Source organism: Amycolatopsis sp. NPDC114478 (genome assembly GCF_055633805.1).
Genome location: NZ_JBVKDO010000003.1, coordinates 313158 through 339340, shown reverse-complemented (window position 1 = coordinate 339340; position 26183 = coordinate 313158). Strand labels below are relative to the sequence as shown.

Sequence of the window (26183 nt, the reverse complement as noted above, 5' to 3'; positions counted from 1 at the left end):
ATGACCAAGCAGATCAAGCTCGCCGCGCACTTCCCCGGCGTCAACAACACGACGGTGTGGAGCGACCCGGCGTCGGGCAGCCAGATCGACTTCGCGTCCTTCGAGCACCTCGCCCGCACCGCCGAGCGCGGCAAGTTCGACTTCCTCTTCCTCGCCGAGGGCCTGCGCCTGCGCGAGCACGCCGGCAAGATCCTCGACTCCGACGTCGTCGGCCGGCCCAACACGACCACCGTGCTGGCCGCGCTCTCCGCCGTCACGACGCACCTCGGCCTGGCCGGGACGCTGTCCTCGACGTTCAACGAGCCCTACGAGGTCGCCCGCCAGGTCGCGAGCATCGACCACCTCTCCGGCGGGCGCGCGGCGTGGAACGTCGTGACGTCGCCGGACGCCTTCACCGGGCAGAACTTCCGCCGCGGCGGCTTCCTCAAGCGCGAGGACCGGTACGCGCGCGCCGAGGAGTTCCTGACCACCGTGCGCGAGCTGTGGGACAGCTGGCAGCCCGGGACCCTGGTGGGGGACAAGGAGAACGGCGTCTTCGCCCGCGACCCCGGCAAGTTCGTCCACAGTGGACCGCAGTTCGACATCCACGGGCAGTTCACGCTGCCGCGGACCCCGCAGGGCCAGCCGATCGTCATCCAGGCCGGCGACTCCGACGAAGGCCGCGAGTTCGCCGCGAAGGCCGCGGACGTCATCTTCAGCCGCCACGGCAGCCTCGAAGACGGCCAGGCGTTCTTCCACGACGTCAAGCGGCGCCTGGCCGCGTACGGCCGCGAGTACGGCGAGCTGCTGATCATGCCGGCGGCGACGTTCGTCCTCGGCGACACCGACGCCGAAGCCGAGGAGCACGCGCGTGAGATCCGGCTCCAGCAGGTCCGTCCCGCCACCGCGATCCAGTTCCTCGAGCAGGTGTGGAGCCGCGACCTGTCGGACTACGACGTCGACGGCCCGCTGCCGGAGATCGACCCCGACCCCGACGCCGAGCCGCTGACCTGGGGCCGCGTGCGCCACGAGAAGGACCAGATCGCGCTCGCGCGCAAGTGGCGGGCGATCGCGGAGGAGAAGAAGCTCTCGATCCGCGAGCTGGTGATCGAGGCCACCGCGCGCCAGCAGTTCGTCGGCACGCCCGCGACCGTCGCTTCGACGATCGACGAGTACGTCCAGTCCGACGCGGCCGACGGGTTCGTCCTGGTGCCGCACCTGACGCCGACCGGGCTCGACGAGTTCGTCGAAAAGGTCGTGCCGCTCCTGCAGGAACGCGGGGTGTTCCGGACCGAGTACGCCGGGACGACCCTGCGCGAGCAGCTCTTCTAGGCCGAAGCTCCCGCGGCTGCGGCGACTGCCTTGACGTAGTCGCCGTAGCCGGACTTCGCCAGCTTCTCGCCCAGCGCGTAGCACTCGTCGGCGTCGATGAAGCCCATCCGCAGCGCGATCTCCTCGAGGCACGCGATGCGCACGCCGGTGCGGTGCTCGAGTACTTGGACGAACTGGCCGGCTTCGAGCAGCGAGTCGTGCGTGCCGGTGTCGAGCCAGGCGAAGCCGCGGCCGAGGTCGACCAGCGACGCCCGGTCCTGGCGCACGTACGTCAGGTTGACGTCGGTGATCTCGAGCTCGCCGCGCGCCGACGGCTTCAGCGCGCGGGCGATGTCGACGACCTCGTTGTCGTAGAAGTACAGCCCGGTGATCGCCTTGTTGGACCGCGGCTTCGCCGGCTTCTCCTCGATGGTCAGCAGCTTGCCCGCCGCGTCGACCTCGCCGACGCCGTAGCGCTCGGGGTCCTTCACCGGGTAGCCGAACAGGACGCAGCCGTCGAGTTCGCGCACGGCGGTCTGCAGGCGGCCGGAGAAGCCCTGGCCGTAGAAGATGTTGTCGCCGAGCACGAGCGCCACGTCGTCGTCGCCGATGAAGTCCGCGCCGATCACGAAAGCCTCGGCGAGGCCGTTCGGGCTGGGCTGCTCGGCGTAGGAGAACGAGACGCCGAACTGGTCGCCGTTGCCGAGCAGCTTGCGGAACATCGGCAGGTCGGCGGGGGTGGAGATGATGAGGATCTCGCGGATCCCGGCCAGCATCAGCACCGAGATCGGGTAGTAGACCATCGGTTTGTCGTAGACCGGCAGCAGCTGCTTCGACACCGCCTGGGTGATCGGGTGCAGGCGCGTCCCGCTGCCTCCGGCCAGCACGATGCCCTTCATGAACTGCCTCCTCGGATCCGGCGTCGGCCCCACCCTACGGGCCGCGGCCGGCGCTAGAAGGCCGGTCCCTTGCCGAAGTAGGCCTTGCAGCCGGAGTTGTACTCGGTGGCGATCTCCAGCACGTTCCGGCCGTCGTCGACCGGCAGCAGCGTCGAGGAGTAGTTGGGGCAGAAGTTGTTGTAGATGCCGTTGATGTGGACGGGTGCGGGCAGTTCGTACCAGTTGCCGTCGCCGAAGTTGTCGTTCGCCAGCAGGACCTGGCCGTTCCCGGGCTGCGGCCGACCCTCGGCGTTGGTGTAGATCTGCCCGACCATGACGATCCGCACGCCGTTCGGGCCGCCGGGGAAGAGCGTGATCGTCTGCGCGTGCTGGAAGTAGTTGCCGTTCGCGGTGTTCACGCGGGTGCCGGGGTCGGCCGGGCTGCCCCAGTTGGCGCCGTCGGGGGAGATCTTGAAGTACGGGTCGCAGTAGCGGTCGCGGAAGTTGCAGATCTCGTAGGCGAAGTAGAAGCGGCCGTCGGGCAGCCGGCGGATGATCGGCATGCCCGGCCGGACCCGGTCCGGCGGGATGGCCAGGGTGAGCTGCTTGGTGCCCCACGTCACGCCGTCGGTCGAGGCGACGCGGTTGAGGACCTGCCCGTACTTCGGGGCCTGCGTCTCGTCGGCGAAGTGGAGCCAGAGCGTGCCGCCGGCGTCGACGGTGAACTCCGGCTCCCAGATGCCGTCGATGTTGTGCGACCGCGCGGCCTCGGACAGGAACCGCCACGAGCGGCCGCCGTCCGGGCTGGCCCAGACCTTGATGCCGACGCGGCGCTGCGGCCCGGCGTCCTGCCGGTAGGAGGCGCCCCAGAGCAGCGTGCCCGCGCGGAGCCGGCCGACCCGCTGGGGCAGTTCGTAGAGGGTGCCGCAGCACATGCCGTACCGGCCGTCGGGGTCGTGGATGGCGCCGATCTGGTGGAACGTGTCGCCCTCGTCGGTGCTCTCCATGACCGGCGTGAACTTGCCACCGGCGTCTTCGCTGGTCAGCGCGGCGACGATGTGCCCGCGGCCGAAGATCGAGTAGTCGAGCCGGACGAGCCGCGCGTAGGAGCCGAGGCCGGGCAGGAGCAGCTTGCGCTCGGCGGCGCTCGCGGGCGTCAGTGTCGCGCCGATCACGGTGAGTGACAGCACGAAGGCGAGCAAGCGGCGCATCCTGACCCTCTCCACGCGGTGACGGCGCGATTAGAGCACGGGGATCGGGTCCTTCGTGGACAGTCACACGGCCCATTCGCGCGTTCGAGGGGTTTGCTGTGCGCTTTCGGGTGACCGGTAACGTGGAGTGGCTGCGAGGGGGAAACGATGAAGCTGCGGTGGTCCGGTCTTCTGGTTCTGGTCTTGGTCCTGCTGGCCGGGTGCGCGCCGGCGACGGGGTTCGGCACGATCGTGACTTCTTCGGCTTCGGCGCCTCCCACCACATCGGCGGCACCGGTGCTGAAGGACGTGCCGACGGAGACGCACACGGGCAAGGGCGAGGGCGAGTTCGCGACGACGTGGCCGGCGGACCAGCTGGGCTTCTTCACGTTCGACTGCCCGAAGTGCTCGTCGAACGTGATGGTGGACACCGACGGCGGCGAGTACGGCCTGGTCAACGCGATCGGCAAGTACAAGGGCACAACGTGGCTGAACACGGAACCGGACCGCCCGACAACAAAGGTGACGGTCCACGCGAACGCCCCCTGGACGGCGACGATCGCGGACTACCGCAGCTTGCCGGTGGCGGCTTCGGGAGCGACGGCGTCGGGCAAGGGTGACGCGGTGTTCCGGGTGCCGGAGGGTGTCCGGACGGTGGCTTTCACGGCCAAGACGGGGGGGAACGTGGCCGTTTGGGTGCACTCGGAGAAGGTCCGCGACCTGCTGGTGAACGAGATCGGCGATCTTTCGAAGACGGTGGACGTCGTGGGGCCGGCTTATCTGCTGGTCGAGGGGTATGAGGCCAGCTGGACGATCACCCCGTCCTGAGCGGGCACCCGGGACGACCGGGTGCCCGCGGCGGCGTCACCGGTAGTTGGTGAACTGCAGCGCGATCTCGAAGTCCTTGCCCTTCAGCAATGCGATCACGTCCTGCAGCTGGTCCTTCTTCTTGCCCGACACCCGCAGCTGGTCGCCCTGGATCTGGGCCTGCACACCCTTCGGGCCCTCGTCGCGGATGAACTTCGCGATCTGCTTCGCCTTGTCCGATGCGATGCCCTGCAGGATCTTGCCCGAGATCTTGTAGATCTTGCCCGACAGCGCCGGCTCGTCCGCTTCGAACGCCTTCAACGAGATGCTGCGCTTGATCAGCTTCTCCTTGAACACCTCGACCGCGGCCAGCGCGCGCTCCTCCGTCTCGGACTCGATCGCGATCGCCTCCTCGCCGGACCAGTTGATCGTCGTGCCCGTGCCGCGGAAGTCGAAGCGCGTGCCGAGCTCCTTGCTTGCCTGGTTGAGCGCGTTGTCCACCTCCTGGCGGTCGACCTTGCTCACGACGTCGAAAGAGGGATCCGCCACGTGTCCTCACACCTCGTACTCGCTTGTCAGGGGCCACCCAGCCTAGCCCCCACCGGGGGACGGGCATCCCGGTTGACCCCCGCTCGAACCCGTTCGGTAAGCTTCTCCCCGGCCGGTGCGACCGGCCATGGCGGGTTACCCGAGTGGCCAAAGGGGACTGGCTGTAAACCAGTTGGCTTACGCCTACGGGGGTTCGAATCCCTCACCCGCCACCCAGCCGAAACGGCCTCGCGACCATCAGGTCGCGGGGCCGTTTTTGCAAGCCATGACCTCGCCTTTACTCAACCCGCGATTCGGCGGCAATTCCTCGCCGGTGCGATGGAAGATTCATTCGTCCTTTGGAACCCATTTCCGGAAATCACTGGAAAACGGTAACGGCTTTCGCGGCCGGCCCGACCCCGCAGGTGCCGAACCCAGACCAGTGGAGGTACGCATGCCGGTTCCCGGGACGCTCGACCACCCGACGCGCGACCAGCTCGTGCGGGCCCAGTACGCCGATGCCGAGCTCGTGGCCGACTACGCCGAGGCGTACGCCGGCCGGGGCCCTACCGCCCGGTTCCACCGATCCCGGATCCACGCCGTCGACCAGGTGCTCGCCGACCACCCGGGCGGCACGCTCCTCGACGTCGGCTGCGGGCCGGGGATGATGGTCCGTCATCTTCTGGAAAGCCGGCCGCGGGAATTTTCCGTGACCGGTTGCGACCGGTCCGCCGCGATGGTCGACGCCGCGCGGCGGAACACCGGGGAAGAAGCGAGTTTTTCCGTCGGTGATATCGAAGAAATGCCGTTCGCCGACGGCGGATTCGACGTCGCGCTCGCGATGGGCGTGCTCGAATACGTCGATGTCACGCTGGCGCTGCGCGAAATCGCCCGCGTGGTCCGCCCCGGCGGCCTCGCCGTCGTCACGATGCTCAACCCGCACAGCCCGTACCGGCTGGTCGAGTGGGGCCTGTACTGGCCGGCGCGCCGCGTGCTCGGCGGGATCGAAGAGGCCCTGCGCTTCCCGCGGCACCACGGCGCGCGCCACACCGGGATCCAGGCGTACGCGCCGCGGCGGCTGCGCCACGAGCTGTGGCGCGCCGGGCTGCAGCCGGAGGACACGCTCTACTACGACGTCACGGCGCTGGTGCCGCCGCTCGACCGGCTCGTCCGGCGGGACACGAAGACCGCCCGCGGGCTGGCCGGCCTGCTCGGCACCGGGTACCTGATCGCCGCGCGGCGGGTCTAGACGCGAGAAACGGCCGGTTTCCCTGGGGTGGGGGAAACCGGCCGTTCTCAGGTGGCGGCGTTCGGGGTTACGCCGCCTGGGAAACCGGCGTCGAAGCCGGCGTCAGGGCGAGGTCGAGGACCTCGCGGACGTTCGCCACCGCGTGGACGTCCAGCTGGGACAGCACCTCGGCCGGGACGTCGTCGAGGTCCGGCTCGTTGCGCTGCGGGATGATCACCGTCTTCATCCCCGCGCGGTGCGCCGCCAGCAGCTTCTGCTTCACGCCGCCGATCGGGAGGACGCGTCCGGTCAGGGACACCTCGCCCGTCATCGCGACGTCCGCGCGGACCACGCGGCCCGAGAGTAGCGACGCCAGCGCCGTCGTCATCGTCACGCCCGCCGACGGCCCGTCCTTCGGGACCGCGCCCGCCGGCACGTGGACGTGGATGCCGCGCTTGCGTAGGTCGCCGACCGGCAGCTCCAGCTCCGCGCCGTGCGAGCGCAGGTAGGACAGCGCGATCTGCACCGACTCCTTCATCACGTCGCCGAGCTGGCCGGTGAGCTGCAGCCCGGACGCGCCGGACTCCTCGTCGGCCAGCGACGCCTCGATGTAGAGGACGTCACCACCCGCGCCGGTCACCGCCAGGCCGGTCGCCACGCCCGGGGTCGCCGTGCGCTGCGTCGACGCCGGCAGCGACGACTCCGGGATGTGCCGCGGGCGGCCCAGGTAGTCGGAAAGGTCCGCAGCGTCCACCGTGAGCGGCAAGGACACCTGGTCCAGCGCCACCTTGGTCGCGATCTTGCGCAGCACCTTGGCGATCGTCCGGTTCGCGTCGCGCACGCCCGCCTCGCGGGTGTACTCGGCGGCGATCCGGCTGAACGCCGCATCCGTCAACACCACGTCCGAAGTGCCCAGCCCGGCGCGCTCCAGCTCGCGGGGGAGCAGGTGGTCGCGGGCGATGGTGACCTTCTCGTGCTCGGTGTAGCCGTCCAGCGTGACGAGCTCCATGCGGTCCAGCAGCGGGCCGGGGATGGTCTCCAGCGCGTTGGCCGTCGCCAGGAACACGACGTCGGACAGGTCCAGCTCGACCTCGAGGTAGTGGTCGCGGAACGTGTGGTTCTGCTCCGGGTCCAGCACTTCGAGCAGCGCCGCCGTCGGGTCGCCGCGGTAGTCGGCGCCGACCTTGTCGATCTCGTCGAGCAGCACGACCGGGTTCATCGAACCGGCTTCCTTGATTGCGCGGACGATCCGGCCGGGCAGCGCGCCGACGTAGGTGCGGCGGTGACCGCGGATCTCCGCCTCGTCGCGGATGCCGCCCAGCGCGACCCGGACGAACTTGCGGCCCATGGCCTTCGCGACGGACTCACCCAGCGACGTCTTGCCGACCCCGGGAGGGCCCGCGAGGGCGAGCACGGCACCGGAACGCCGGCCACCGACCGGGCCGAGACCCGATTCCGCGCGGCGCTTCCGGACGGCCAAGTACTCGATGATGCGTTCCTTGACGTCGTCGAGACCGGCGTGGTCGGCGTCCAAGACGGCCCGCGCGGCCGCGATGTCGTAGATGTCCTCGGTGCGCTCGTTCCAGGGCAGCTCCAGGACCGTGTCCAGCCACGTGCGGATCCAACCGCCCTCGGGGGACTGCTCGGACGTGCGGTCCAGCTTGTCCACCTCGGCCAGCGCGGCCTTCTTGACGGCGTCGGGCAGCTCGGCCCCTTCGACGCGGGCGCGGTAGTCGTCGTCCTGCGCGGTGCCGTCGAGCTCGCCGAGCTCCTTGCGGATCGCCTCGAGCTGGCGGCGCAGCAGGAACTCCTTCTGCTGCTTCTCCATGCCTTCGGCGACGTCCTTGCGGATCGTGTCGGTCACCTCGAGCTCGGCCAGGTGCTCCTTGCTCCACTCGAGCGCCTTCTCCAGGCGGACGGTGACGTCCAGGGCGCCGAGCAGCTCGAGCTTCTGGTCGGTGGACAGGTACGGCGCGTTGCCGGACAGGTCGGCGATCGCGGAAGCGTCCTCGACCTGCTGGACGGCGTCGATCAGCTGCCAGCCGCCGCGCTGCTGGAGGATCGAGATGACGACGGCCTTGTACTCGGCCGCGAGCTTGGCGGTCTGGTCGTTCGTGGTCTCGGGGGCGTCTTCGGCGTGCACCCAGCGGGCGGCACCGGGGCCGTCGGCGATCCGGCCGACGAGCGCGCGGGACGTGCCGCGCAGCAGGACGGCGGCCTTGCCACCGGGCACGCGGCCGATGCGCTCGACGGTCGCGACGGTGCCGTACTCGGCGTACTCACCGTGGACGCGGGGCACGATCAGGACCTCGGCCTTAGTGGCGCCGGTCGACCGGATACCCGGGAACGACGCCTGGCTGGGGGTGTTGGCCTGGGCGGACTCCACCGCTGCCCGGGTCTCGGTGTCGGTCAGGTCGAGCGGGACGACCATGCCCGGCAGCACGACGTCGTCATCGAGCGGGAGCACGGGCAGGAGGCGGGTGTCGGACATGTGCACTCCTCGTGTAGTTGAGTCTGCCTAGCTCAACTCTCCGATGGGTGTGTTTGTTTCCGATGGTGCGTTCGCCCACAGCGATCAGGGAAACCGCAGGTCAGAGCAACGGGCGGCGAGCGACGGCGCACCAGGCGAAGGGCCGCGTCTCCGCGTCGATCGGCGTCGGCGGCTCCTCCGGGCGCCAGTCCGGCAACGATGTCATCCCCGGCGGAAGCAGCGGCCAGCCGCCGAACCACGGGAGCAGCTCGTCGGCCGAGCGCAGCCACGCCGGGTTCGACGTGTCGCGGTAGGCGTCGATGAACCGCTTCACTTCCGCGGCGCGCTCCGGCGACGCGTCGTCGCGGCACGTGCCGTGCGTCAACGCCAGCCAGCTGCCCGGCGCGAGCTTCTCGCGGTAGGCCGCCATCAGCCCCTCGGGGTCGTCGGACGGCCCGATGAAGTGCATCACCGTGATCATCAGCAGGCACGCCGGGCGCGACCAGTCGATGAGCGACGCCGTCACCGGGTCGGCGAAGATCGCCGCCGGCTGTCGGATGTCCCGCTCGACCAGGCCGGCCCAGTCCGTCGCGCCTTCGCGTTCCAGGATCAGCCGCGAGTGCGCGGCTGCCACCGGCTCGTAGTCGACGTAGACGACCGACGCGCGCTCGCCGGCGGGCAGCCGGTCGCGGACGATCTCGTGCACGTTGCCCGCGGTCGGCACGCCGGAGCCGAGGTCGACGAACTGGCGGACGCCCGCGTCCACCGCCGCCGAGACCACCCGGTTCATGAACGCGCGGTTCTGCCGCGAGATCGGCCGGATCAGCGGCCACACCTTCTCCACGCGCCGGCCGAACTCGCGGTCGACCGCCCAGTGCTGGTCGCCGCCGAGGTACCAGTCGTAGACGCGCGCCGCGGACGGCTTGTCGGTGTCCACCCCGGCTGGGGCGATCGGCGCTCCTTCGCTCATCCGCCCGGCTTGACCCCGATGCCGCACCAAGCGAACGGCCGCGCCTCGGCCTCCAAGGCGTTCAGCTTCCGGTCCGGCCGCCAGTCCGGCAGGTGCACGATGCCCGGTTCCATCAGCTCCCAGTCGCCGAAGAGGGGCTCGATCTCGTCGCGGTCGCGCAACCACACCGGGTTGCTCGTCTTGCGGTACTGCTCGACGAACCAGCGCAGCCCCTCCAGCGCCTTGCCCGTGCCGTCGCCCTCGCTCATCTGCGAGATCGCCAGCCAGCTGCCCGGCGCGAGCTTGTCCCGGTACGCCTTCAGGATGCCCACGGGGTCGTCGTCGGGCCCGACGAAGTGCAGGACCGCCATCATCATCAGGCAGACCGGCTGCGAGAAGTCGATGAGCCGCTTCGTCTCTTCCGCGCGCAGCACGGCCTTCGCGTCGCGCATGTCGGCCTGGACGATGCCCGCCCAGTCCGTCGCCACCTCCTCTTCGAGGATCAGCGTCGCGTGGGCGACCGCGACCGGCTCGTAGTCGACGTACACCACCTTCGCGTCGTGGTCCTCGGGCAGCTCCGCCTCGACGACCTCGTGGACGTTGCCCGCGGTCGGGACGCCGGAGCCGAGGTCGATGAACTGGCGGATGCCGGCCCGCAGCGCCGCCCGGACCGCGCGGTTCATGAACTCGCGGTTCTGCTTCGAGCCGGGGCGCACGAGCGGCCACTGCTGCTCCATGCGCCTGCCGAACTCGCGGTCCACGGCCCAGTTCTGCGTACCGCCCAGGTACCAGTCGTAGATCCGGGCCGCGGACGGCTTCTCGGTGTCGACGCCTTCGGGTGCTCTCGGCGCCGAATCGCGCTGGTCGGTCACTTCCGGCTCCCCTCGCTGCTCGCGGGACCAGCCTATAAGGACCGGCCACCCGGGGTAAGCCACCAGTCGTTCAGCGAACGGCCGGCCGGCGCTGCCAGTACGTCCACAACGGGCGGTAACCCTGCGCGTACCAGAACGGCGTCGACAGCGGGTTCGCCGCCGCGTGGTGCAGGAGGACGACGTCGGCACCGGCCTCGTCCAGGACGTGGTGGGCGTGCGCGGCCAGCGCGGTGCCGACACCGGACGACCGCGCGGTCTCCGCGACGGCCAGTGAAGAGAGGTAGCCGACCCGCGGCGCGTTGACGCGGTCGCTGATCCAGCCGGTTTCGCCCGGGTGCTGGACGTTCACCATGCCGAGCGGACGGCCGTACAGCTCGGCGATCCACAGCGGGGGCTCCGGCCGGTTCAGCTGCTCGGCGAGGTCCTTGGCCATGATGTCCTCGACGCCCTTGCGGAAGTTGACCGTGCCGTACTGCGCGTCGAAGGTGTGCAGCTCCAGGCCCAACGCGACGACGGTTTCGAGGTCGCCGGGCTCGGCGCGGCGGATCTTGACGCCGGGCGTGCCGCGCGGGCCGGCCGGGATCGTCCGGTCCGCCGGGCGGACCGCGATCACCCGCAGCGGCGCGAACCCGTGGTGCAGCATTTCGCGCGTGCCGGCGGCGTCGCGGCTCGCCCGCGGCACGATCGCCGCGGTCTCGGTGTCGCCGCGCTCGGCGACCGCGCGCAGATGTTCATCCCATCGGGTGAGGAGTGCGTCGAGGGCCTCAGCCGGCTGCGGACCGGCCAATTGGAGGTCGAGCCGGTGCTCGGTGAGCGCCCGCCACGGCGCGTTCGGCGCGTCCTGGTGGACCTGGATGCGCGAGGCGAGGGCGGAGGCGGCGGAGTCGCCCGTCGCGACCTCCAGCACCACCGCGCTTTCGGCTGCTTCGAAGGGGGAAGAACCGGGGAGCAGGGAGTCCACCGCCGCGAGCCGGGCCGCGTGTTCGGTGGCGATCACGTCGCTGTGCATGGACTCATTGAAGCGCTACCCGGGATGCCGTGTGCAGACGACCGACCCCCTATGCGCCACCCGATGTTTCACCCCTTGGTCCACGCAGGTCAGCGCCATCGAGGCATTGTTAACCCTGGGGTGATCTCCTACTGTCTCGAAAGGGACACGGGTACGCCCTACGGGGTACGGTATGGCCCTTGTCCACACCCGAAGTCACGGATCAGTACCGGTGGACAAGCCGGGAGGGAAGGTCGGATGCCGGACACCAACGCCCACGGCGACGCCGTAGCGCAGGCGCAGCCCGGGCCGGGAACCGCTTCCGGGACACCGCCCGTCTCCGTCGAAGCCCGCACGGACGAACGCCGGTTCCGCGCGTACACCTTCGCCGTCCTGAGCATCGGGCTCGTCGCCGCGTTCGCCGTCGGCTCGTGGCTGCCGTTCCACTGGGACAGCCGGCTCTTGTGGATCGGGCCCGTGCTCGCGGTCGCGTTCCTGCTCGCCGAACAGCTCGGCATCAACGTCGACGTCCGCAGCGGTATCTCGTGGACGATCTCCTTCACCGAGATCCCGCTCGTCATCGGGTTCTTCGTCGCGCCGTTCGAAGTCGTGCTGGCCGCGCACCTGGTCGCCGGCATCGGCACGCTGCTCGCGCGCAAGGTCGCCGGGCGCGTCCTCTACAACGCGGGCGCGTTCCTGCTCGAGATCACCGGTGCCTTCGGGGTCGCCGGGCTGGTGAAGGTCGCCGTCGGCGCCGGGGCCGGCGACAAGATCCCGTGGGTCGCCGCGCTGGCGGGCACTCTGACCGCGCCGCTGGTCAGCACGCTGCTCGCGCTCGCCGCGGTCCGCGTCCTGCGGCGCCGCATGCGGGTCAGCACCGCCGTCCGGCTCACCGCGCGGATCCTGGTCGTCGGCTTCGTCAACGCCTCGGTCGGCCTGTCCGGCTACCTCGTCATTTCGAACACGCCCAAGGCGTGGCCGCTGGTGCTCGCCGTGTTCCTCGGCCTGACCGCGTTGTACTGGGCCTACTCCGACCTGCTGCGCGAGCAGCGGGACATGGAGGCGCTTTCCGACGTCAGCCTGATGGTCGCCCGCTCGGGCCAGCAGGCCGCGGCGCGGCCGGCCAGCCGCGCGGACGAGCTCGTCGGCGGCGTCGACGTCCGCGAGTGGGCCACGATCGCCGAGCGCATCAAGGACCAGCTCGCCGCCGGCCGCGTCGTGCTGAGACTGCGGCTCGAACCGAAGGACGCCATGCGCGTCGTCGTCGCCGGCGACGACCTGCCGCCCGCCGACCCGGCCGCCGACGACCCGCTGCTGCGCCTGCCCGGCGCGCACGTCCGGCACTTCCGGATCACCGAAGCCAACCCCGACGTCCGCGCGGCGCTGCTCGACCGCGGCGCGCAGGAGGCGCTCGTCGTCCCGCTGCGCAGCGCGAACCAGCTGCTCGGCGTCGTCGAGGCGCACGACCGGCTGTCCCGCTGGCGCGGGTTCGGCAAGTACGACGTCCAGCTGCTCGGCACGATGGCCAGCCACCTGGCGACGTCGCTGGACAACCGGCGCCTGCTCGCCACGCTCCGCCACGACGCCTACCACGACCCGCTCACCGGGCACCTCAACCGGCCGGGCTTCCGGCAGGTGGCGAAGGAACCGTTGCGGGACTTCGCGAACGCCGTCGTGCTGCGGATCGACCTCGACGTCTTCTCGACAGTGTCCGACGCGCTCGGCTACGCGTGGGCCGACCGGATGGTGATCGCCGCCGGCCGCCGCATCCGCGACGCGCTCGGCCCCGACGTCCCGCTCGCCCGCCTCGAAGGCGCGTCCTTCGCGGCGCTGCTCGTCGGCTGCCCGCCGGAGGACGCGCACGCGGCGGCGGAACGGCTGCGCGAAGAGCTCTCCGCGCCGTACCCGGTGGACCGGCTGTCGGTCGAGGCGAACGCGATGATCGGCTACGCGACGACGACGCCCGAGGAGTCCGGCGACGTCGTCGACATCGAAGGCCTGCTGCAGCGCGCCGACGTCGCCGTCCGCGCCACGAAGGGCGGCGAAGAGGTCCGCGGCTACGTGCCGAGCATGGGCCAGATCTTCCTGCGCCGCTTCCAGATGGTCACGCAGTTCCGGCAGTCCCTCGAGGACGGCCAGGTCAGCGTGCACTACCAGCCGAAGATCACCCTGCCGAACCGGCAGGTGCAGGGCGTCGAGGCGCTGGTCCGCTGGGTGCACCCGGAGTTCGGCCGGCTCGGGCCGGACGAGTTCGTCCCGGCCATCGAGGCGGCCGGTCTGATCGGCGTCCTGACGGGTTTCGTGCTCGGCGAGGCGCTCAAGCGCTGCCGCAAGTGGCTCGACGAGGGCCTGCGGATCTCGGTCGCGGTCAACCTGTCGGTGCGCAACCTGGCCGACGAGGACTTCCCGAACAAGGTGGCCCGCGAGCTGGAGCACTACGGCATCCCGCCGGAGCTGCTGACGTTCGAGCTGACCGAGTCCGGCGTGATGTCCGACCCGCAGAAGGCGCTGCCGATCCTGCGCGAGCTGCACTCGCTGGGCATCACCCTCGCGGTCGACGACTTCGGCACGGGCTACTCGTCGCTGGCCTACCTGCGGCAGCTGCCGGTCGACCAGGTCAAGATCGACAAGAGCTTCGTCCTCGGCATGGGCACCGACCTCGGCGACCTCGCGGTGGTCCGCTCGATCGTCGAGCTGGGGCACTCGCTCGGCCTGACGGTGGTCGCCGAGGGCGTCGAGGAGGACGTGGCGCGCGACCAGCTCGAGGCGATGGGCTGCGACGTCGCGCAGGGCTACCTGATCTCGCGGCCGCTGCCGGAGGACCGCCTCGAGGCGTGGCTGCAGGCCCGCACGGCGCGCTCCCCGGGACGCCACTCCGAGACCGTGCTTACCCTGCTGACCTGAGGTTTTGTGCTAACGGGACCCCGGTTGCACGGCCGAGTGACGGGGGTTGGTAATCTTTCCAAGTCCTCGCGAGAGGCCAGGCCCCTTTAGCTCAGTCGGCAGAGCGTCTCCATGGTAAGGAGAAGGTCTACGGTTCGATTCCGTAAAGGGGCTCTCGACCTCTAGCCGCGTCACGCCCGCGTGTCGCGGCTTGGGTCATGTAAGGGCGGTGTAGCTCAGTTGGCAGAGCAAGCGGCTCATAATCGCTGTGTCGCCGGTTCAAGTCCGGCCACCGCTACGCGGTAACGACGGGGCTGGCCCCCGGACCTGAGAGAGAAGGAAACGCTGTGGCTGCCACCGACGTGCGACCCAAGATCACGCTGGCGTGCGAAGAGTGCAAGCACCGCAACTACATCACCAAGAAGAACCGGCGCAACAACCCGGATCGCCTGGAGATGAAGAAGTTCTGCCCGAACTGCGGTACGCACCGGACGCACAAGGAAACCCGCTGACGTAGCGCGTTCACCCAGCTTTCGAGAAGCCGCCCTGGACCACCAGGGCGGCTTCTTGCTGTTGGTAGCCTCCTCGGGTGCCTTTGGACGAGTCGTTCACCGGGCGGGTGTACCCGCCGCAGACCAGCTACGAAGTGAGCCGGGAGAAGATCCGGGAGTTCGCCGACGCGATCGGCGACGACAACCCGGTGTTCCGCGACCCCGAGGCGGCCCGCGCCGCCGGGCACCCGGACGTGATCGCCCCGCCGACGTTCATCACGATCGTCAACCTCGCCGCCATCAACGCGATCGTCAGCGACCCGGAGCTCGGGCTCGACTACTCGCGCATGGTCCACGGCGACCAGCAGTTCAGCTACAGCCGCCCGGTCCGCGTGGGGGACAAGCTGCTGCTGACGACGCACATCGACAAGATCATGGCCCGGGCGGGCAACGACTTCATCAACTTGCGAGCGGAGATCGCCGACGGCGACGGCGAGCACATCGCCACGACGCGGGCCCAGCTGGTGGTCCGGGGGGAGGACGCGTGAACATCGGCGACGAGCTGCCCGCGATCGAGGTCCGGGTGACCCGCGACCAGCTGGTCCGCTACGCGGGAGCGGCGATGGACTTCAACCCGATCCACTGGAACGAGGCGTTCGCGAAAGGCGTAGGACTCCCGGACGTGATCGCCCACGGAATGCTGACGATGGCCCTGGCCGGCCGGGTGGTGACGGACTGGCTGGGCGACCCGGCCAAGCTGATCGACCTGAGCGCCCGCTTCACCAGGCCGGTGGTGGTCCCCAACACGCCCGAGGGGGCACTGGTGGAGTTCTCGGGCAAGGTGGGGGCCCTGAACGAGGACGGAACGGCAAGAATCGACCTGGTGGCCAAGTTCGAGGGCAAGACGGTCCTGGGCAAGCCCCAAGCTTTGGTGCGCATCTAGCGTCAGCGAGACCAACGCAGGGCGCACGAGAACCGGCCCCGACGAGCACCCAGACCTCCCCGCACCCCGATCCGAAGCCAGAACACGGCCGGCGGCGGTGTTGCCGGCCGTAGTCACAATGACGGCTTCGGGGTGCCGGAGGAGTCACCTACGGAAGCTTCAAGACACTAAGCACAGCATCAGCCATCCCCTGCTCACCCCGAACATTGGGATGCAGCGGAGCGGTCCGGGAAGCGGGAATGACGCCTTCGACCCACCGCACATCCGAAGCGGAACAAACATCATGCCCCTTGCTGGGCGCAGCGGTATCCGCATAACCCGCATGATGAGCATCAGCTTGATCTTCAAGCATCTTGTTCAACTTCCCCAACGCCCCCCGGAAGTAGTCAACATCCCCGGAGCCCACGGGAAGAACGGGCCAACACCCATTCCCATCAGGCAAAACGGTCGGATACCCGACCACGACGATCTTCGCCTTGGGCGCCTTCGAATGGATCTTGTCGAGAACGGCCCCCACCTTCGGAGCAGCGGCATCGATCCGCTCGGCAAGCTGATCATGCCCACCGGCGGTGAGCCGATCCCGGCAAGGCGACCCGGACGGATGCGCGGTCGCACAGGACGAAGCAATCGAAATGAACCCGACGTCGTTCCCGCCGATCCCGAGCGTCACAAGCGTGGTCTGGGAGTTGACCGCGTCCAACTGAGCCGGGTTAGTACCGTCGGAAGTCTTCTGCGGCGAGGTCAAATTAGCGGTGGTAGCCCCACTGCAGCTGACGTCGGCCAGCTCAGCGGGCTTCAACTTCGCGGAGACGACGTGCGGGTAGTTGTCGAGCGAACGCTGGCAACCGGGCGGCGGACCGGCTTGCCGCCCGTTGTGCGGAGACGACGTGTACGAGTCGCCCAACGCGACGTACCGCCCGGACCCACCCCCGGTGTCAGCACCGCTGTCCGGCGGAGCGGACGAGGAGCCGTGCTGCCACTTGTAGTACCCGAAGGCCAGCAGGCCGACCACGATCACCACGACGAGGCAGCCGCCCCCACTGTTCTTGGCCACACGTCGTTTCTACCGAAGCGAGGGCGGTCCCGAAGTGGGCAATCCGGGTGACTAGGGGGAACCATCGAACCCCGCTGAGTGACGATGACCTACGTCACACCAGCTCCGCGGCCAGCTCCAAGGCATGGTCGACGTCCTTGGCGACGTAGTGCAGGTCGACGAGCACCTCGGTGATGCCCAGCTCCCGGGCCACGTCCAGGCAGGGGGCGACGTCCGCGACCGTCTCGACCCCGGTGCCCGCGCGCGGGTTGATCCGCAGTACCCGCCGCAGGGTCGCGGGATCGCGCCCGGCCTTCTCGGCCGCGTCGAGCGCGACCGCCCAGAGCCCGATCAGGTACTCCTTCGGCATCCACCCCGCCAGCCACCCGTCCGCGCGCCGGCCGACCCGGGCCAGCGCCGGCGGCGAGAACCCGCCGAGCAGCACGGGCGGCCGCGGGTCCTGCGCCGGGCGCAGCCCGACGGTCGACGGCGCGATGCGCCACTGCGGGCCCTCGTGCGCCACGGGATCGCCGGTCCACAGGGCTTCGAGCGCGTCCAAGACGTCGTCGAGCCGCTTGCCGCGGCCCTCCCACGGGACGCCCGTCGCGAAGTACTCCTCGCGCAGCCAGCCGAGCCCGAGGCCGACGTCCAGGCGGCCGCCGCTGGCCAGGTCGAGCGACGTCAGGGCCCGGGCGAGCAGCACCGGGGAATAAACCGGGCCGGTCAGCGCGCTCATCCCCAGGCGAGCCGTGCGGGTCACCGCGGCCGCGGTCGCCAGCGTCGTGAACGGGTCCGCGAAGGTCTCGAACTCCTTGGGGTACGGGTGCTCCGGCGTCCCGCCGCCCGGGTAGAGGTCCGAAGGCGCGTGCGGCGTCAAGATCCGGTCGCCGACCCACAGGGACCCGAAACCCAGCTCCTCGGCGGCGGTCGCGAAGCGCGCGACGGCCGCGGGGTCGGCGAGCGCGCCGTACTGCGGCAGCGCGAGCCCCAGCCGCGTCCCGCTCACCGGTGAGCGGGACTCCGGGTTGTCCGTCATGGCGGACATCCTGGCATGATCAGGTGGCCGGCGGGGAGTTTTCCGCAGGCCGGCCGGGGTTCGGTGGTCGATCGGGGGGCGCGGTTGCGGGCTCTCGCGAGGCTTGCCGTAGACTTCGGGACTTGGAACGCACTACGGTCATCCCCGCCTGGATGGTGGGGATGATGGAATGCGTCCTCCGGGGCTCCGAGCGATCGGGGCTCCACAGGGGTGTAGCTCAATTGGCAGAGCAGCGGTCTCCAAAACCGCAGGTTGCAGGTTCAAGTCCTGTCACCCCTGCGTAACGGAACTGGTGGAGCGGAGGAGTGGTCGTGAGCGACAGCGACGCCAGCGGCGGCGAGCAGGATCAGGACGGCACCGGGCAGAAGCCCGATAGCTCGTCCCGTCCGGTCACAGCCGCTGCCCGGCGTGAGCGCCGTGCGACCGCTCGTCCGGCGGGCAAGTCCGCGGCACGTGCGGACGACAAGTCCCGGCCGGCCGGGAAGTCGGGGGAGAAGACCGCTCCCGACGCGAAGGGCGCTCCGACCCCGAAGCGGGACCAGAAGGCGAAGAAGGCCTCGGTGTTCGCGCGGCTCGTGCGCTTCATCCGTGAGGTCTGGGCCGAGCTGCGCAAGGTCATCTGGCCGAACCGCAAGCAGATGGTCACCTACACCGCGGTCGTACTGGTCTTCGTGGTGTTCATGGTGGCCCTGGTGAGCGTGCTCGACCTGGCATTCAAGTGGGGCATCGGCAAGATCTTCGGCTGACGCGCCCCGGCGCGCGCCGATGGGGCTCAGGTCCCGGCCTGACCCCGGCAATGATCAACTGAGAGGACGGAACGTGACCTCCGACAACGGCACATCAGCCGGTCACGACCTGACCGAGCTTTCCGACGAGCAGGTGCACGCGGCACTCGGTGACGAGGAATCCGCGCACCTGGAGCCCGTCGAGGTGTCCGACGAGGTCGACGAAGCCGTTTCCGGTGACGAGGGCGCTTCCGACGAGGCCGCGGCCGACGAGGTCGCCGAACCCGCCGAGGACGACGAGGACCCGGTCGCCAAGCTGCGCGCCGAGCTGGTCGCCGCGCCCGGCGAGTGGTACGTCGTGCACTCGTACGCCGGGTACGAGAACAAGGTGAAGACCAACCTCGAGACCCGGACCACGACCCTGGACGTCGAGGACTACATCTTCCAGATCGAGGTCCCGACCGAAGAGGTCACCGAGATCAAGAACGGCCAGCGCAAGCAGGTGCAGCGCAAGGTGCTGCCCGGCTACATCCTGGTCCGGATGGACCTGAACGACGCCTCGTGGAGCGCGGTGCGCAACACGCCGGGTGTCACCGGGTTCGTCGGCGCCACCTCGCGGCCGTCGCCGCTGACCGTGGACGAGGTGCTCAAGTTCCTCGCGCCGCAGGTCGAGAAGAAAGCCCCCGCGAAGGCGGGCAAGGGCGAGTCCACCGCGACCGCGGCCCCGCTCGGCGGCCCGGCCGTCGAGGTCGACTTCGAGGTCGGCGAGTCGGTCACGGTCATGGACGGTCCGTTCGCCACGCTTCCGGCGACGATCTCCGAGGTCAACGTCGACGGGCAGAAGCTGAAGGTCCTGGTGTCGATCTTCGGCCGGGAGACCCCGGTCGAGCTGTCGTTCAACCAGGTCTCCAAGATCTGACGGCCGCCCGTTCGGCCGCAGTCCCCACGTCCACGGCAGGTACGTGGGGAACGTAGTACAGGACAGGAAAAGAAATGCCACCCAAGAAGAAGAAGCTTGCGGCGATCATCAAGCTGCAGATCAAGGCGGGTGCGGCCAACCCCGCGCCGCCGGTCGGCCCGGCGCTGGGTCAGCACGGCGTCAACATCATGGAGTTCTGCAAGGCCTACAACGCCGCGACCGAGTCGCAGCGCGGGGACGTCGTCCCGGTCGAGATCTCCGTCTACGAAGACCGGTCGTTCGACTTCAAGCTGAAGACGCCGCCGGCCGCCAAGCTGCTGCTGAAGGCCGCGGGCGTGGAGAAGGGCTCCGGCGAGCCGCACAAGACCAAGGTCGCCAAGGTCACTTGGGACCAGGTCCGCGAGATCGCCAAGACCAAGGAGACCGACCTCAACGCGCACGACATCGACCAGGCCGCGAAGATCATCGCCGGCACTGCTCGGTCGATGGGCATCACGGTCGTCGACGCCTGACGTCTGCAGCTTTACCCGTGGGAGAGCCGAGTGCTGGCTCGTCACCACACTGATCCATTTTCGAAGTTAAGGACAGAAGCATGACCAAGCACAGCAAGGCTTACCGCCAGGCTGCGGAGCTGATCGACAAGTCGCGTCTGTACGCGCCGCTCGACGCCGCGAAGCTGGCGAAGGAAACCTCCAAGACCAAGATGGACGCGACCGTCGAGGTCGCGATGCGTCTCGGTGTGGACCCCCGCAAGGCCGACCAGATGGTCCGCGGCACCGTGAACCTGCCGCACGGCACCGGTAAGACCGCCCGCGTCATCGTCTTCGCCGTCGGCGACAAGGCCGCCGAGGCCGAAGCCGCCGGCGCGGACGCGGTCGGCACCGACGAGCTGATCGAGCGCATCCAGGGTGGCTGGCTCGACTTCGACGCCGCGATCGCGACGCCGGACCAGATGGCCAAGGTGGGCCGCATCGCCCGCATCCTCGGCCCGCGTGGCCTGATGCCGAACCCGAAGACCGGCACGGTGACCCCCGCGGTCGAGAAGGCCGTGAAGGACATCAAGGGCGGTAAGATCAACTTCCGCGTCGACAAGCAGGCCAACCTGCACCTGGTGATCGGCAAGGCTTCCTACGACACGGAGAAGCTGGTCGAGAACTACGCCGCCGCGCTGGACGAGATCCTCCGCGCCAAGCCGTCGTCGGCGAAGGGCCGCTACCTGAAGAAGGTCACCTTCACCACCACGATGGGCCCGGGCATCCCGGTCGACCCGCTGCGGACCCGCAACCTCCTTTCCGAGGACGCGAACGTCTGAGTCGGACATCACCGGAAAGGGCGTCCCCGCTTGCTGCGGGGGCGCCCTTTCTTCGTGTCTCATGGAGGTCATGCCGACTTTCGCGTCGTTCGACGGCCTCCGGTTGAACTACACGGTGTGGGAGGGCGACGGCGCCCACCACCCGGTGCTGCTGCAACACGGCTTCGCGGCCGACACGAACGCGAACTGGATCTCCACGGGCGTGGTCGCGGCGTTGCGCGCGGCGGGTCTGACGGTGATCTCGCTGGACGCGCGGGGCCACGGCCGTTCGGAGAAGCCCCACGACGAGGCGGCGTACACGGGCGACAGCATGGCCCGCGACATCTCGGCGCTGCTGGACGAGCTGGCCCTGGACGAGGTGTCCCTGGTCGGCTATTCGATGGGCGCGATCATCGCGCTCTCCTCGACTGCATCGGACAAGCGCATCCGCCGGCTGGCCACGGGCGGAGTCGGATCGGGAATCGTCGACTTCGGCGGCGTCGACCTGCGGGTGGTGAAGCCGGCGGAGATCGCTTCGGCGTTGCTGGCGGAGGACCCGTCGACGGTGCCGCCATCGGGAGTGCCGTTCAGGTTGCTGGCCGACGCGACGGGCGGGGACCGTCAGGCGTTGGCGGCGGTGGCGTTGGCCTCGGAGTCGCAGGAGGGCAGCTTGAACCTCTCGGCGATCGGCGTGCCGACGTTGGTGTTGGCGGGCGACCAGGACGTGCTGGCGGCCGAGCCGGAAAGGCTGGCAGCGGCAATCGCGGGGGCGCGGTTGGTCCGAATCCCGGGCGACCACATGACGGCGGTGATGTCCCCGGCGTTCTCGGAAGCATTGGCGGCCTTCTTGACGGCGCCCCAGCCCCGCTGAGCGTCGCCGATCAGCTCGTCGGCGTGGTGGTGGGGACTCCGCTGCACTTCGCCGGGCCGATGGCGTGACCGGTGATGAGCCACTGTCCCTTTTCGACCTTCGACACCGTGAAGACGCCGAGTGCCGGGCCGCCGCTGATGGGGAACGTGCAGGAATCGATCGTCACGGTGTCGCCGGGCAACGGGTCCGAGACGCTCGACGGCAGGGATTCGGCATAGGCGTTCTTGTTCGCCACCTGGGTGGCGAGGAACTCGACGGCCTTCTTGCAGTCGGTCTGGGCGGTGTTCTGGCGGAACGTCTGCGCGATGTCCTGGGCGAACTGGGTCTGGATGTCGCGCTGACCTTCGTTCTGGAAGCGGCCGCAGGCGTCGTCGACCCGGCCCTGGGCGATGTTGTGGTACACGAACCGGACGGCCTCGTACGGGTTCGTCGAGAAGATGTGGTTCGTGTGGTACTTCCCGCCGCCCTCCTGGGCGAGCTGGGCCGAGGTCTTGCCCGCGTCGTTCGGGAAGAAGTGGTTGTACAGCCACGTTCCCGCCACGCCGAGGATGATGATCGCCAAGACCCAGGCGATCACCTTCTTGCCCAGCCAGCTCAGCCACCGCGGCGCACGACGGCGTTCGGTCGGGACGAGCTGGTAGCCCGGCGGGATCATCGGCGGCTGGGCGCCACCCTGCTGCGCGGCCGGCTCGGACGGCGGGGCTTGGACCACCCCGGCGTTCGGCGGCGGGGCCGGCTGGTTGCCCTGCTGGGTCTGGGCGAACCGCAGGTAGTCCTGGAACTGCTGGAACTGGCGGAACTGCTCCAGCTGGTCCGGGTCCATCGGCGGCTGCGCGCCGGACGGCTGGGGGAGTGCCGGCGAGCTCGCACCGGGCGTGAGGGCGTTGCCGGGCGCCGGGGTGCCGCCGGGAGGCGTGGGCGCGTTGGAGCCCGCCGGTTCGAGTTCTGAGCTCGGCTTTCCGTCATCGCGCTGCTCCGCCACGTCACCATGATGCCCTCCCGGGCCCCGGTGCGAACCCCCAGCCGCCCTAAACGCAGGTCAGAGTGGCCCCCGGGAGAAGCCTCGCCGGACCACCCGGTATAGTTCAGAACGGTTCTACCGAAGACCGCTGGTTTTCCCCGCAAGGGGAACGAAGGTCCCGCAACTCGCCGGGCGGCCCGCGCAGGAGGAACGAGGCAGGGCACCCACGTGCCCACTACAACGCCCCGCGCCTGCTTGCGCGAGGGCGTTTCGTCGTTTCGGGGGCCCCTCGATGCCAGTGGAAACACTAGCCAAGAGAGGAGGCGACCATGGCGAAGCCCGACAAGGTGGCGGCCGTCGCCGAGATCGCGGAGAGCTTCCGCAACAGCTCGGCCACCGTCGTTACCCAGTACACCGGCCTCTCCGTGTCCCAGCTGTCCCAGCTGCGCCGCGCTCTCGGCACCAGTGCCAAGTACCGGGTCGCGAAGAACACCCTCGTCAAGCGTGCCGCGGAAGACGCGGGCGTCACGGGGCTCGAAGACCTGTTCGTCGGTGCCACCGCCATCGCATTCGTCGAGGGTGAAGCGGTCGACGCCGCCAAGGCGCTTCGCGACTTCGCGAAGGACAACAACGCGCTTGTGATCAAGGGCGGCTACATGGACGGCAAAGCGCTGTCCGTGGACGAGATCAACAAGATCGCCGATCTCGACAGCCGTGAGGTCCTGCTCTCCAAGGCAGCGGGCGCGTTCAAGGCGAAGCTGTCCCAGGCCGCCGCGCTGTTCCAGGCGCCGGCGTCCCAGGTCGCCCGCCTGGCTGCCGCGCTGGAGGAGAAGCAGCGCAACGCCGCCGGTACCGAAGCAGCCGAAGCACCCGCCGAGAGCTGAACCACCCCCACCCCGAACGTCTAGTTCGTTTTTTCTGAGAGGAAGCCATCATGGCGAAGCTGAGCACCGCCGAGCTGATCGACGCCTTCAAGGAGCTCACCCTCCTCGAGCTCTCCGAGTTCGTGAAGGAGTTCGAAGAGGTCTTCGACGTGACCGCCGCCGCGCCGGTCGCCGTCGCCGCCGCGGGCCCGGTGGGCGCCGCTGCCGCCCCGGTCGAGGAGCAGGACGAGTTCGACGTCGTCCTCGAGGGCGCCGGCGACAAGAAGATCCAGGTCATCAAGGTCGTCCGCGAGGTCGTCTCCGGTCTGGGCCTGAAGGAGGCCAAGGAGCTGGTCGAGGCCGCTCCCAAGGCCCTCCTGGAGAAGGTCGACAAGGAGGCCGCCGAGGCCGCCAAGGAGAAGCTCGAGGCCGCGGGCGCCAAGATCTCCATCAAGTGATTCAAGGCGCGCAAGCGCCACCGCGAAAGGGCGGGCACCCACGGGTGCCCGCCCTTTTGTTGCATCGACGTTCTCCCGAGCGACTCGATGACCATGACCGACCCCGAGTACGTCGAACTCCTCGCGCAGCAGCTGACCGACCGCGAACCCCTCCTCACGCTCTCCCTGGCCGCCGTCGTCGCGCCCGTGGTGTTCCTGCTGGTCGTCGCCGCCTTCACGCTGATCCCCTAGGAGTGCTGTCCGAATAGCCCCGGGTCCCTAAATCGTGGGTTCCGGGCTTCGGAGATCTGCGTCGTTGCCCCGAATGGACTACCGTGCCTGCAGTTGCCGATCACGGCGGGGTGTCGATGAACCCAGGGCTGGCCAGAAAAGAAAACTGGTGAGTAACCTGTTCGCACTCAGCTCGTTGCACCTGGTTGACGCGGGTTCTTGGGGCGCCAGGCCCGCACCCGCCGCCGGCATGGGGTGGCATGGGTGTGGCAGCGGGCGCAATGACGCGGAACAGCTCCTGGAGGTGCGATGGGTGCCGAGGTGGTCATCGAAGGCCTGACCAAGTCCTTCGGTAAGCAGGCCATCTGGCGGGACGTCACGCTGACCCTGCCCCCGGGCGAGGTTTCGGCGATGCTCGGACCGTCGGGAACCGGCAAGTCGGTGTTCCTCAAGTCGATGATCGGGCTGCTCAAGCCCGACCGCGGCCGGTGCGTGATCAACGGCGTCGACATCGTCACCTGCTCCGAGCACAAGCTCTACGAGATCCGGAAGCTCTTCGGCGTCCTCTTCCAGGACGGCGCGCTGTTCGGCTCGATGAACCTCTACGACAACGTCGCCTTCCCGCTGCGCGAGCACACGAAGAAGTCCGAAACGGAAATCCGCCGGATCGTCCTCGAAAAGCTCGACATGACCGGTCTGAACGGCGCCGACAAGAAGCTCCCAGGCGAGATCTCCGGCGGTATGCGCAAGCGCGCCGGCCTCGCCCGCGCCCTGGTGCTCGACCCCGAGATCATCCTGGTCGACGAGCCGGACTCGGGCCTCGACCCGGTCCGCACCACCTACATCTCGCAGCTGTTCCTCGACGTCAACGCGCAGATCGACGCGACGTTCCTGATCGTCACGCACAACATCAACCTGGCCCGCACGGTCCCGGACAACCTGGGCATGCTCTTCCGCAAGGAACTGGTCATGTTCGGCCCGCGCGAGGTGCTGCTGACCAGCGAGGAGCCGGTCGTCAAGCAGTTCCTCAACGGCAAGATGCAGGGCCCGATCGGCATGTCCGAGGAGAAGGACAGCGCCCAGATCGCGGCCGAGCAGGCGATGTTCGACGCCGGTCACCACGCGGGCGGGGTCGAGGACGTCAGCGGCGTGCCGCCGCAGATGCAGCCGACGCCGGGCGTGCCGACCCGGATGGGCGCGGTCCGCCGCAAGGACCGGGTCATGGAGATCATGCACCGGCTGCCGGACGCCGCCCAGCAGAGCATCATCGCGTCGCTGAGCCCCGAGGAGCAGCGCCACTACGGCGTCAGCCCGCGGCAGGTCGCGCACGCCCAGCAGCAGCAACAGCAGCAGGTCCCGGCCGGCGCGCGCCCGCAGGGTGACGGCGTGCCGAACCAGCACCACGGCCAGCTGCCCGCCGACCAGGTCGCCCGGATCCCGGGCGGCCAGCCGCCGAGACCCGGCACGCACCGAATGCCGCCGAACAACGGGCCAGGTGGCCGGTGAGCTCTCCCGCATCACAGGCGAAGATCCCCGGGATCGGCATGCTCCGCGAGACCGGGAACCTGTTCGCACTCGGCCTGGACATCATTCGCGGCTTGTTCCAGCGCCCGTTCCAGCTGCGGGAGTTCATCCAGCAGTCGTGGTTCATCGCGAGCGTGACCATCCTGCCGACGGCCCTCGTGGCGATCCCGTTCGGCGCGGTCATCTCGCTGCAGTTCGGTTCGCTCGCCCGCCAGCTGGGCGCGCAGTCCTACACCGGCGCGGGCTCCGTGCTCGCCACCGTGCAGCAGGCCAGCCCGCTGGTCACCGCGCTGCTGGTGGCGGGCGCGGGCGGCTCCGCCGTCTGCGCCGACATCGGCGCCCGCACCATCCGCGAGGAGATCGCCGCGATGGAGGTGCTCGGCGTCTCCGCGGTGCAGCGGCTGATCGTGCCGCGCACCCTCGCGATGATGCTGGTCGCGTTGCTGCTCAACGGCATGGTCAGCGTCATCGGCGTGCTGGGCGGCTACTTCTTCAACGTCGTGCTGCAGGGCGGGACGCCGGGTGCGTACCTGGCGAGCTTCTCCGCCCTCGCGCAGCTGCCCGACCTCTGGGTCGGTGAGCTCAAGGCGCTGATCTTCGGGTTCATCGCCGCCGTCGTCGCGTCCTACCGGGGCCTCAACCCCTCCGGCGGCCCGAAGGGCGTCGGGGACGCGGTGAACCAGTCGGTGGTCATCACGTTCCTCATGCTCTTCGTCGTGAACTTCGTGATCACCCTGATCTACCTGCAGATCGTGCCCGGAAAGCTGGACTAGCG

27 protein-coding genes and 4 tRNA genes are annotated in these 26183 nt (G+C 69.4%); 21 read left to right on the top strand and 10 right to left on the bottom strand.

All coding sequences use genetic code 11. The features are described 5' to 3' along the window. On the top strand, window positions 1-1311 hold the full coding sequence (locus tag ACZ7OH_RS10520) for an NtaA/DmoA family FMN-dependent monooxygenase (protein ID WP_470280567.1): 1311 nt from the start codon (window positions 1-3) through the stop codon (window positions 1309-1311). Here ACZ7OH_RS10520 and rfbA read toward each other — a convergent pair. Together rfbA and ACZ7OH_RS10510 are read right to left on the bottom strand one after the other, a co-directional pair. After that, complete coding sequence (gene rfbA / locus ACZ7OH_RS10515; RefSeq protein WP_470280566.1) at window positions 1308-2189, bottom strand: glucose-1-phosphate thymidylyltransferase RfbA; 882 nt, start codon at window positions 2187-2189, stop codon at window positions 1308-1310. The two genes, ACZ7OH_RS10520 and rfbA, sit on opposite strands and share 4 nt — an antisense overlap. Before the next feature lie 53 nt (window positions 2190-2242). Next, window positions 2243-3379 carry a sialidase family protein gene (locus ACZ7OH_RS10510; protein WP_470280565.1) on the bottom strand — a complete coding sequence of 379 codons (1137 nt, stop codon included), beginning with the start codon at window positions 3377-3379 and terminating at the stop codon, window positions 2243-2245. A 147-nt stretch (window positions 3380-3526) separates the two neighbouring features. Here ACZ7OH_RS10510 and ACZ7OH_RS10505 point away from each other — a divergent pair, with 147 nt between their 5' ends. Further along, window positions 3527-4186 carry a hypothetical protein gene (locus ACZ7OH_RS10505; RefSeq protein ID WP_470280564.1) on the top strand — a complete coding sequence of 220 codons (660 nt, stop codon included), beginning with the start codon at window positions 3527-3529 and terminating at the stop codon, window positions 4184-4186. 36 nt (window positions 4187-4222) lie between these two features. Here the strand turns inward: ACZ7OH_RS10505 and ACZ7OH_RS10500 are convergent, their stop codons facing one another. Continuing rightward, complete coding sequence (locus ACZ7OH_RS10500) at window positions 4223-4714, bottom strand: YajQ family cyclic di-GMP-binding protein (RefSeq protein ID WP_400864504.1); 492 nt, start codon at window positions 4712-4714, stop codon at window positions 4223-4225. A gap of 129 nt (window positions 4715-4843) precedes the next feature. Here ACZ7OH_RS10500 and ACZ7OH_RS10495 point away from each other — a divergent pair. Continuing rightward, window positions 4844-4926, top strand: a tRNA-Tyr gene (locus ACZ7OH_RS10495). A 221-nt stretch (window positions 4927-5147) separates the two neighbouring features. Continuing rightward, on the top strand, window positions 5148-5942 hold the full coding sequence (locus tag ACZ7OH_RS10490) for a class I SAM-dependent methyltransferase (protein WP_470280563.1): 795 nt from the start codon (window positions 5148-5150) through the stop codon (window positions 5940-5942). 67 nt (window positions 5943-6009) lie between these two features. Here ACZ7OH_RS10490 and lon read toward each other — a convergent pair whose 3' ends face one another. The 4 genes from lon to ACZ7OH_RS10470 all read right to left on the bottom strand — a co-directional run bounded on the left by lon (window position 6010) and on the right by ACZ7OH_RS10470 (window position 11221). Beyond that, on the bottom strand, window positions 6010-8412 hold the full coding sequence (gene lon / locus ACZ7OH_RS10485) for an endopeptidase La (protein ID WP_470280562.1): 2403 nt from the start codon (window positions 8410-8412) through the stop codon (window positions 6010-6012). A 100-nt stretch (window positions 8413-8512) separates the two neighbouring features. After that, window positions 8513-9361 carry an SAM-dependent methyltransferase gene (locus ACZ7OH_RS10480; protein WP_470280561.1) on the bottom strand — a complete coding sequence of 283 codons (849 nt, stop codon included), beginning with the start codon at window positions 9359-9361 and terminating at the stop codon, window positions 8513-8515. Then, a complete protein-coding gene (locus ACZ7OH_RS10475) occupies window positions 9358-10212 on the bottom strand; it encodes an SAM-dependent methyltransferase (protein ID WP_470280560.1) in 855 nt (284 codons plus the stop codon). Before ACZ7OH_RS10475 ends, ACZ7OH_RS10480 begins: the two co-directional genes overlap by 4 nt. Before the next feature lie 70 nt (window positions 10213-10282). Beyond that, window positions 10283-11221, bottom strand: coding sequence for a GNAT family N-acetyltransferase (locus ACZ7OH_RS10470; RefSeq protein ID WP_470280559.1), 939 nt, complete (start codon window positions 11219-11221; stop codon window positions 10283-10285). A 237-nt stretch (window positions 11222-11458) separates the two neighbouring features. On the opposite strand from ACZ7OH_RS10470, the gene ACZ7OH_RS10465 reads away from it, so the two are divergent. The 6 genes from ACZ7OH_RS10465 to ACZ7OH_RS10440 all read left to right on the top strand — a co-directional run bounded on the left by ACZ7OH_RS10465 (window position 11459) and on the right by ACZ7OH_RS10440 (window position 15517). Next, window positions 11459-14104 carry a putative bifunctional diguanylate cyclase/phosphodiesterase gene (locus ACZ7OH_RS10465; protein ID WP_470280558.1) on the top strand — a complete coding sequence of 882 codons (2646 nt, stop codon included), beginning with the start codon at window positions 11459-11461 and terminating at the stop codon, window positions 14102-14104. 80 nt (window positions 14105-14184) lie between these two features. After that, window positions 14185-14257 (top strand) — tRNA-Thr (locus ACZ7OH_RS10460). Between the two features lie 51 nt (window positions 14258-14308). Then, window positions 14309-14381, top strand: a tRNA-Met gene (locus ACZ7OH_RS10455). A gap of 49 nt (window positions 14382-14430) precedes the next feature. Continuing rightward, entirely contained in the window at window positions 14431-14595 is a 165-nt protein-coding gene (rpmG, locus tag ACZ7OH_RS10450; RefSeq protein WP_005152047.1) for a 50S ribosomal protein L33, read from the top strand. A 77-nt stretch (window positions 14596-14672) separates the two neighbouring features. Next, window positions 14673-15122 carry an FAS1-like dehydratase domain-containing protein gene (locus ACZ7OH_RS10445; RefSeq protein ID WP_400900802.1) on the top strand — a complete coding sequence of 150 codons (450 nt, stop codon included), beginning with the start codon at window positions 14673-14675 and terminating at the stop codon, window positions 15120-15122. Continuing rightward, complete coding sequence (locus ACZ7OH_RS10440) at window positions 15119-15517, top strand: MaoC/PaaZ C-terminal domain-containing protein (RefSeq protein ID WP_400900800.1); 399 nt, start codon at window positions 15119-15121, stop codon at window positions 15515-15517. The genes ACZ7OH_RS10445 and ACZ7OH_RS10440 overlap by 4 nt, the downstream gene beginning before the upstream one ends. Window positions 15518-15665: 148 nt before the next feature. Here ACZ7OH_RS10440 and ACZ7OH_RS10435 read toward each other — a convergent pair whose 3' ends face one another. Continuing rightward, entirely contained in the window at window positions 15666-16571 is a 906-nt protein-coding gene (locus ACZ7OH_RS10435; RefSeq protein WP_470280557.1) for an SGNH/GDSL hydrolase family protein, read from the bottom strand. Between the two features lie 94 nt (window positions 16572-16665). Continuing rightward, a complete protein-coding gene (locus tag ACZ7OH_RS10430) occupies window positions 16666-17595 on the bottom strand; it encodes a TIGR03619 family F420-dependent LLM class oxidoreductase (protein WP_470280556.1) in 930 nt (309 codons plus the stop codon). A gap of 197 nt (window positions 17596-17792) precedes the next feature. On the opposite strand from ACZ7OH_RS10430, the gene ACZ7OH_RS10425 reads away from it, so the two are divergent. The 6 genes from ACZ7OH_RS10425 (at window position 17793) to ACZ7OH_RS10400 (ending at window position 21392) form a co-directional block, all read left to right on the top strand. After that, a tRNA-Trp gene (locus tag ACZ7OH_RS10425) sits at window positions 17793-17865 on the top strand. Between the two features lie 26 nt (window positions 17866-17891). Next, on the top strand, window positions 17892-18332 hold the full coding sequence (gene secE / locus ACZ7OH_RS10420) for a preprotein translocase subunit SecE (RefSeq protein WP_470280555.1): 441 nt from the start codon (window positions 17892-17894) through the stop codon (window positions 18330-18332). A 73-nt stretch (window positions 18333-18405) separates the two neighbouring features. Next, window positions 18406-19230: a transcription termination/antitermination protein NusG gene (gene nusG, locus ACZ7OH_RS10415; protein ID WP_470280554.1), complete on the top strand. Its 825-nt coding sequence runs from the start codon at window positions 18406-18408 to the stop codon at window positions 19228-19230. A 74-nt stretch (window positions 19231-19304) separates the two neighbouring features. Further along, window positions 19305-19742, top strand: coding sequence for a 50S ribosomal protein L11 (gene rplK, locus ACZ7OH_RS10410; RefSeq protein ID WP_043781763.1), 438 nt, complete (start codon window positions 19305-19307; stop codon window positions 19740-19742). A gap of 80 nt (window positions 19743-19822) precedes the next feature. Next, window positions 19823-20542 carry a 50S ribosomal protein L1 gene (rplA, locus tag ACZ7OH_RS10405; RefSeq protein ID WP_470280553.1) on the top strand — a complete coding sequence of 240 codons (720 nt, stop codon included), beginning with the start codon at window positions 19823-19825 and terminating at the stop codon, window positions 20540-20542. 70 nt (window positions 20543-20612) lie between these two features. Then, entirely contained in the window at window positions 20613-21392 is a 780-nt protein-coding gene (locus tag ACZ7OH_RS10400) for an alpha/beta fold hydrolase (RefSeq protein ID WP_470280552.1), read from the top strand. Between the two features lie 10 nt (window positions 21393-21402). On the opposite strand, the gene ACZ7OH_RS10395 is transcribed toward ACZ7OH_RS10400, so the two are convergent. Continuing rightward, window positions 21403-22374: a hypothetical protein gene (locus ACZ7OH_RS10395; protein ID WP_470280551.1), complete on the bottom strand. Its 972-nt coding sequence runs from the start codon at window positions 22372-22374 to the stop codon at window positions 21403-21405. Between the two features lie 308 nt (window positions 22375-22682). Between ACZ7OH_RS10395 and rplJ the strand changes: the two genes are divergently transcribed. The 5 genes from rplJ to ACZ7OH_RS10370 all read left to right on the top strand — a co-directional run bounded on the left by rplJ (window position 22683) and on the right by ACZ7OH_RS10370 (window position 26181). Continuing rightward, window positions 22683-23237 (top strand): 50S ribosomal protein L10, encoded by a 555-nt coding sequence (gene rplJ, locus ACZ7OH_RS10390; protein WP_086860692.1) that lies wholly within the window; start codon window positions 22683-22685, stop codon window positions 23235-23237. Window positions 23238-23287: 50 nt separating this feature from the next. Then, entirely contained in the window at window positions 23288-23674 is a 387-nt protein-coding gene (gene rplL / locus ACZ7OH_RS10385) for a 50S ribosomal protein L7/L12 (protein WP_400900784.1), read from the top strand. A gap of 93 nt (window positions 23675-23767) precedes the next feature. Further along, window positions 23768-23905 (top strand): hypothetical protein, encoded by a 138-nt coding sequence (locus tag ACZ7OH_RS10380; protein WP_400900782.1) that lies wholly within the window; start codon window positions 23768-23770, stop codon window positions 23903-23905. Between the two features lie 288 nt (window positions 23906-24193). Beyond that, window positions 24194-25390 carry an ABC transporter ATP-binding protein gene (locus ACZ7OH_RS10375; RefSeq protein WP_400900780.1) on the top strand — a complete coding sequence of 399 codons (1197 nt, stop codon included), beginning with the start codon at window positions 24194-24196 and terminating at the stop codon, window positions 25388-25390. Between the two features lie 38 nt (window positions 25391-25428). Next, complete coding sequence (locus ACZ7OH_RS10370; protein ID WP_086675527.1) at window positions 25429-26181, top strand: MlaE family ABC transporter permease; 753 nt, start codon at window positions 25429-25431, stop codon at window positions 26179-26181. Window positions 26182-26183 lie beyond the last annotated feature (2 nt).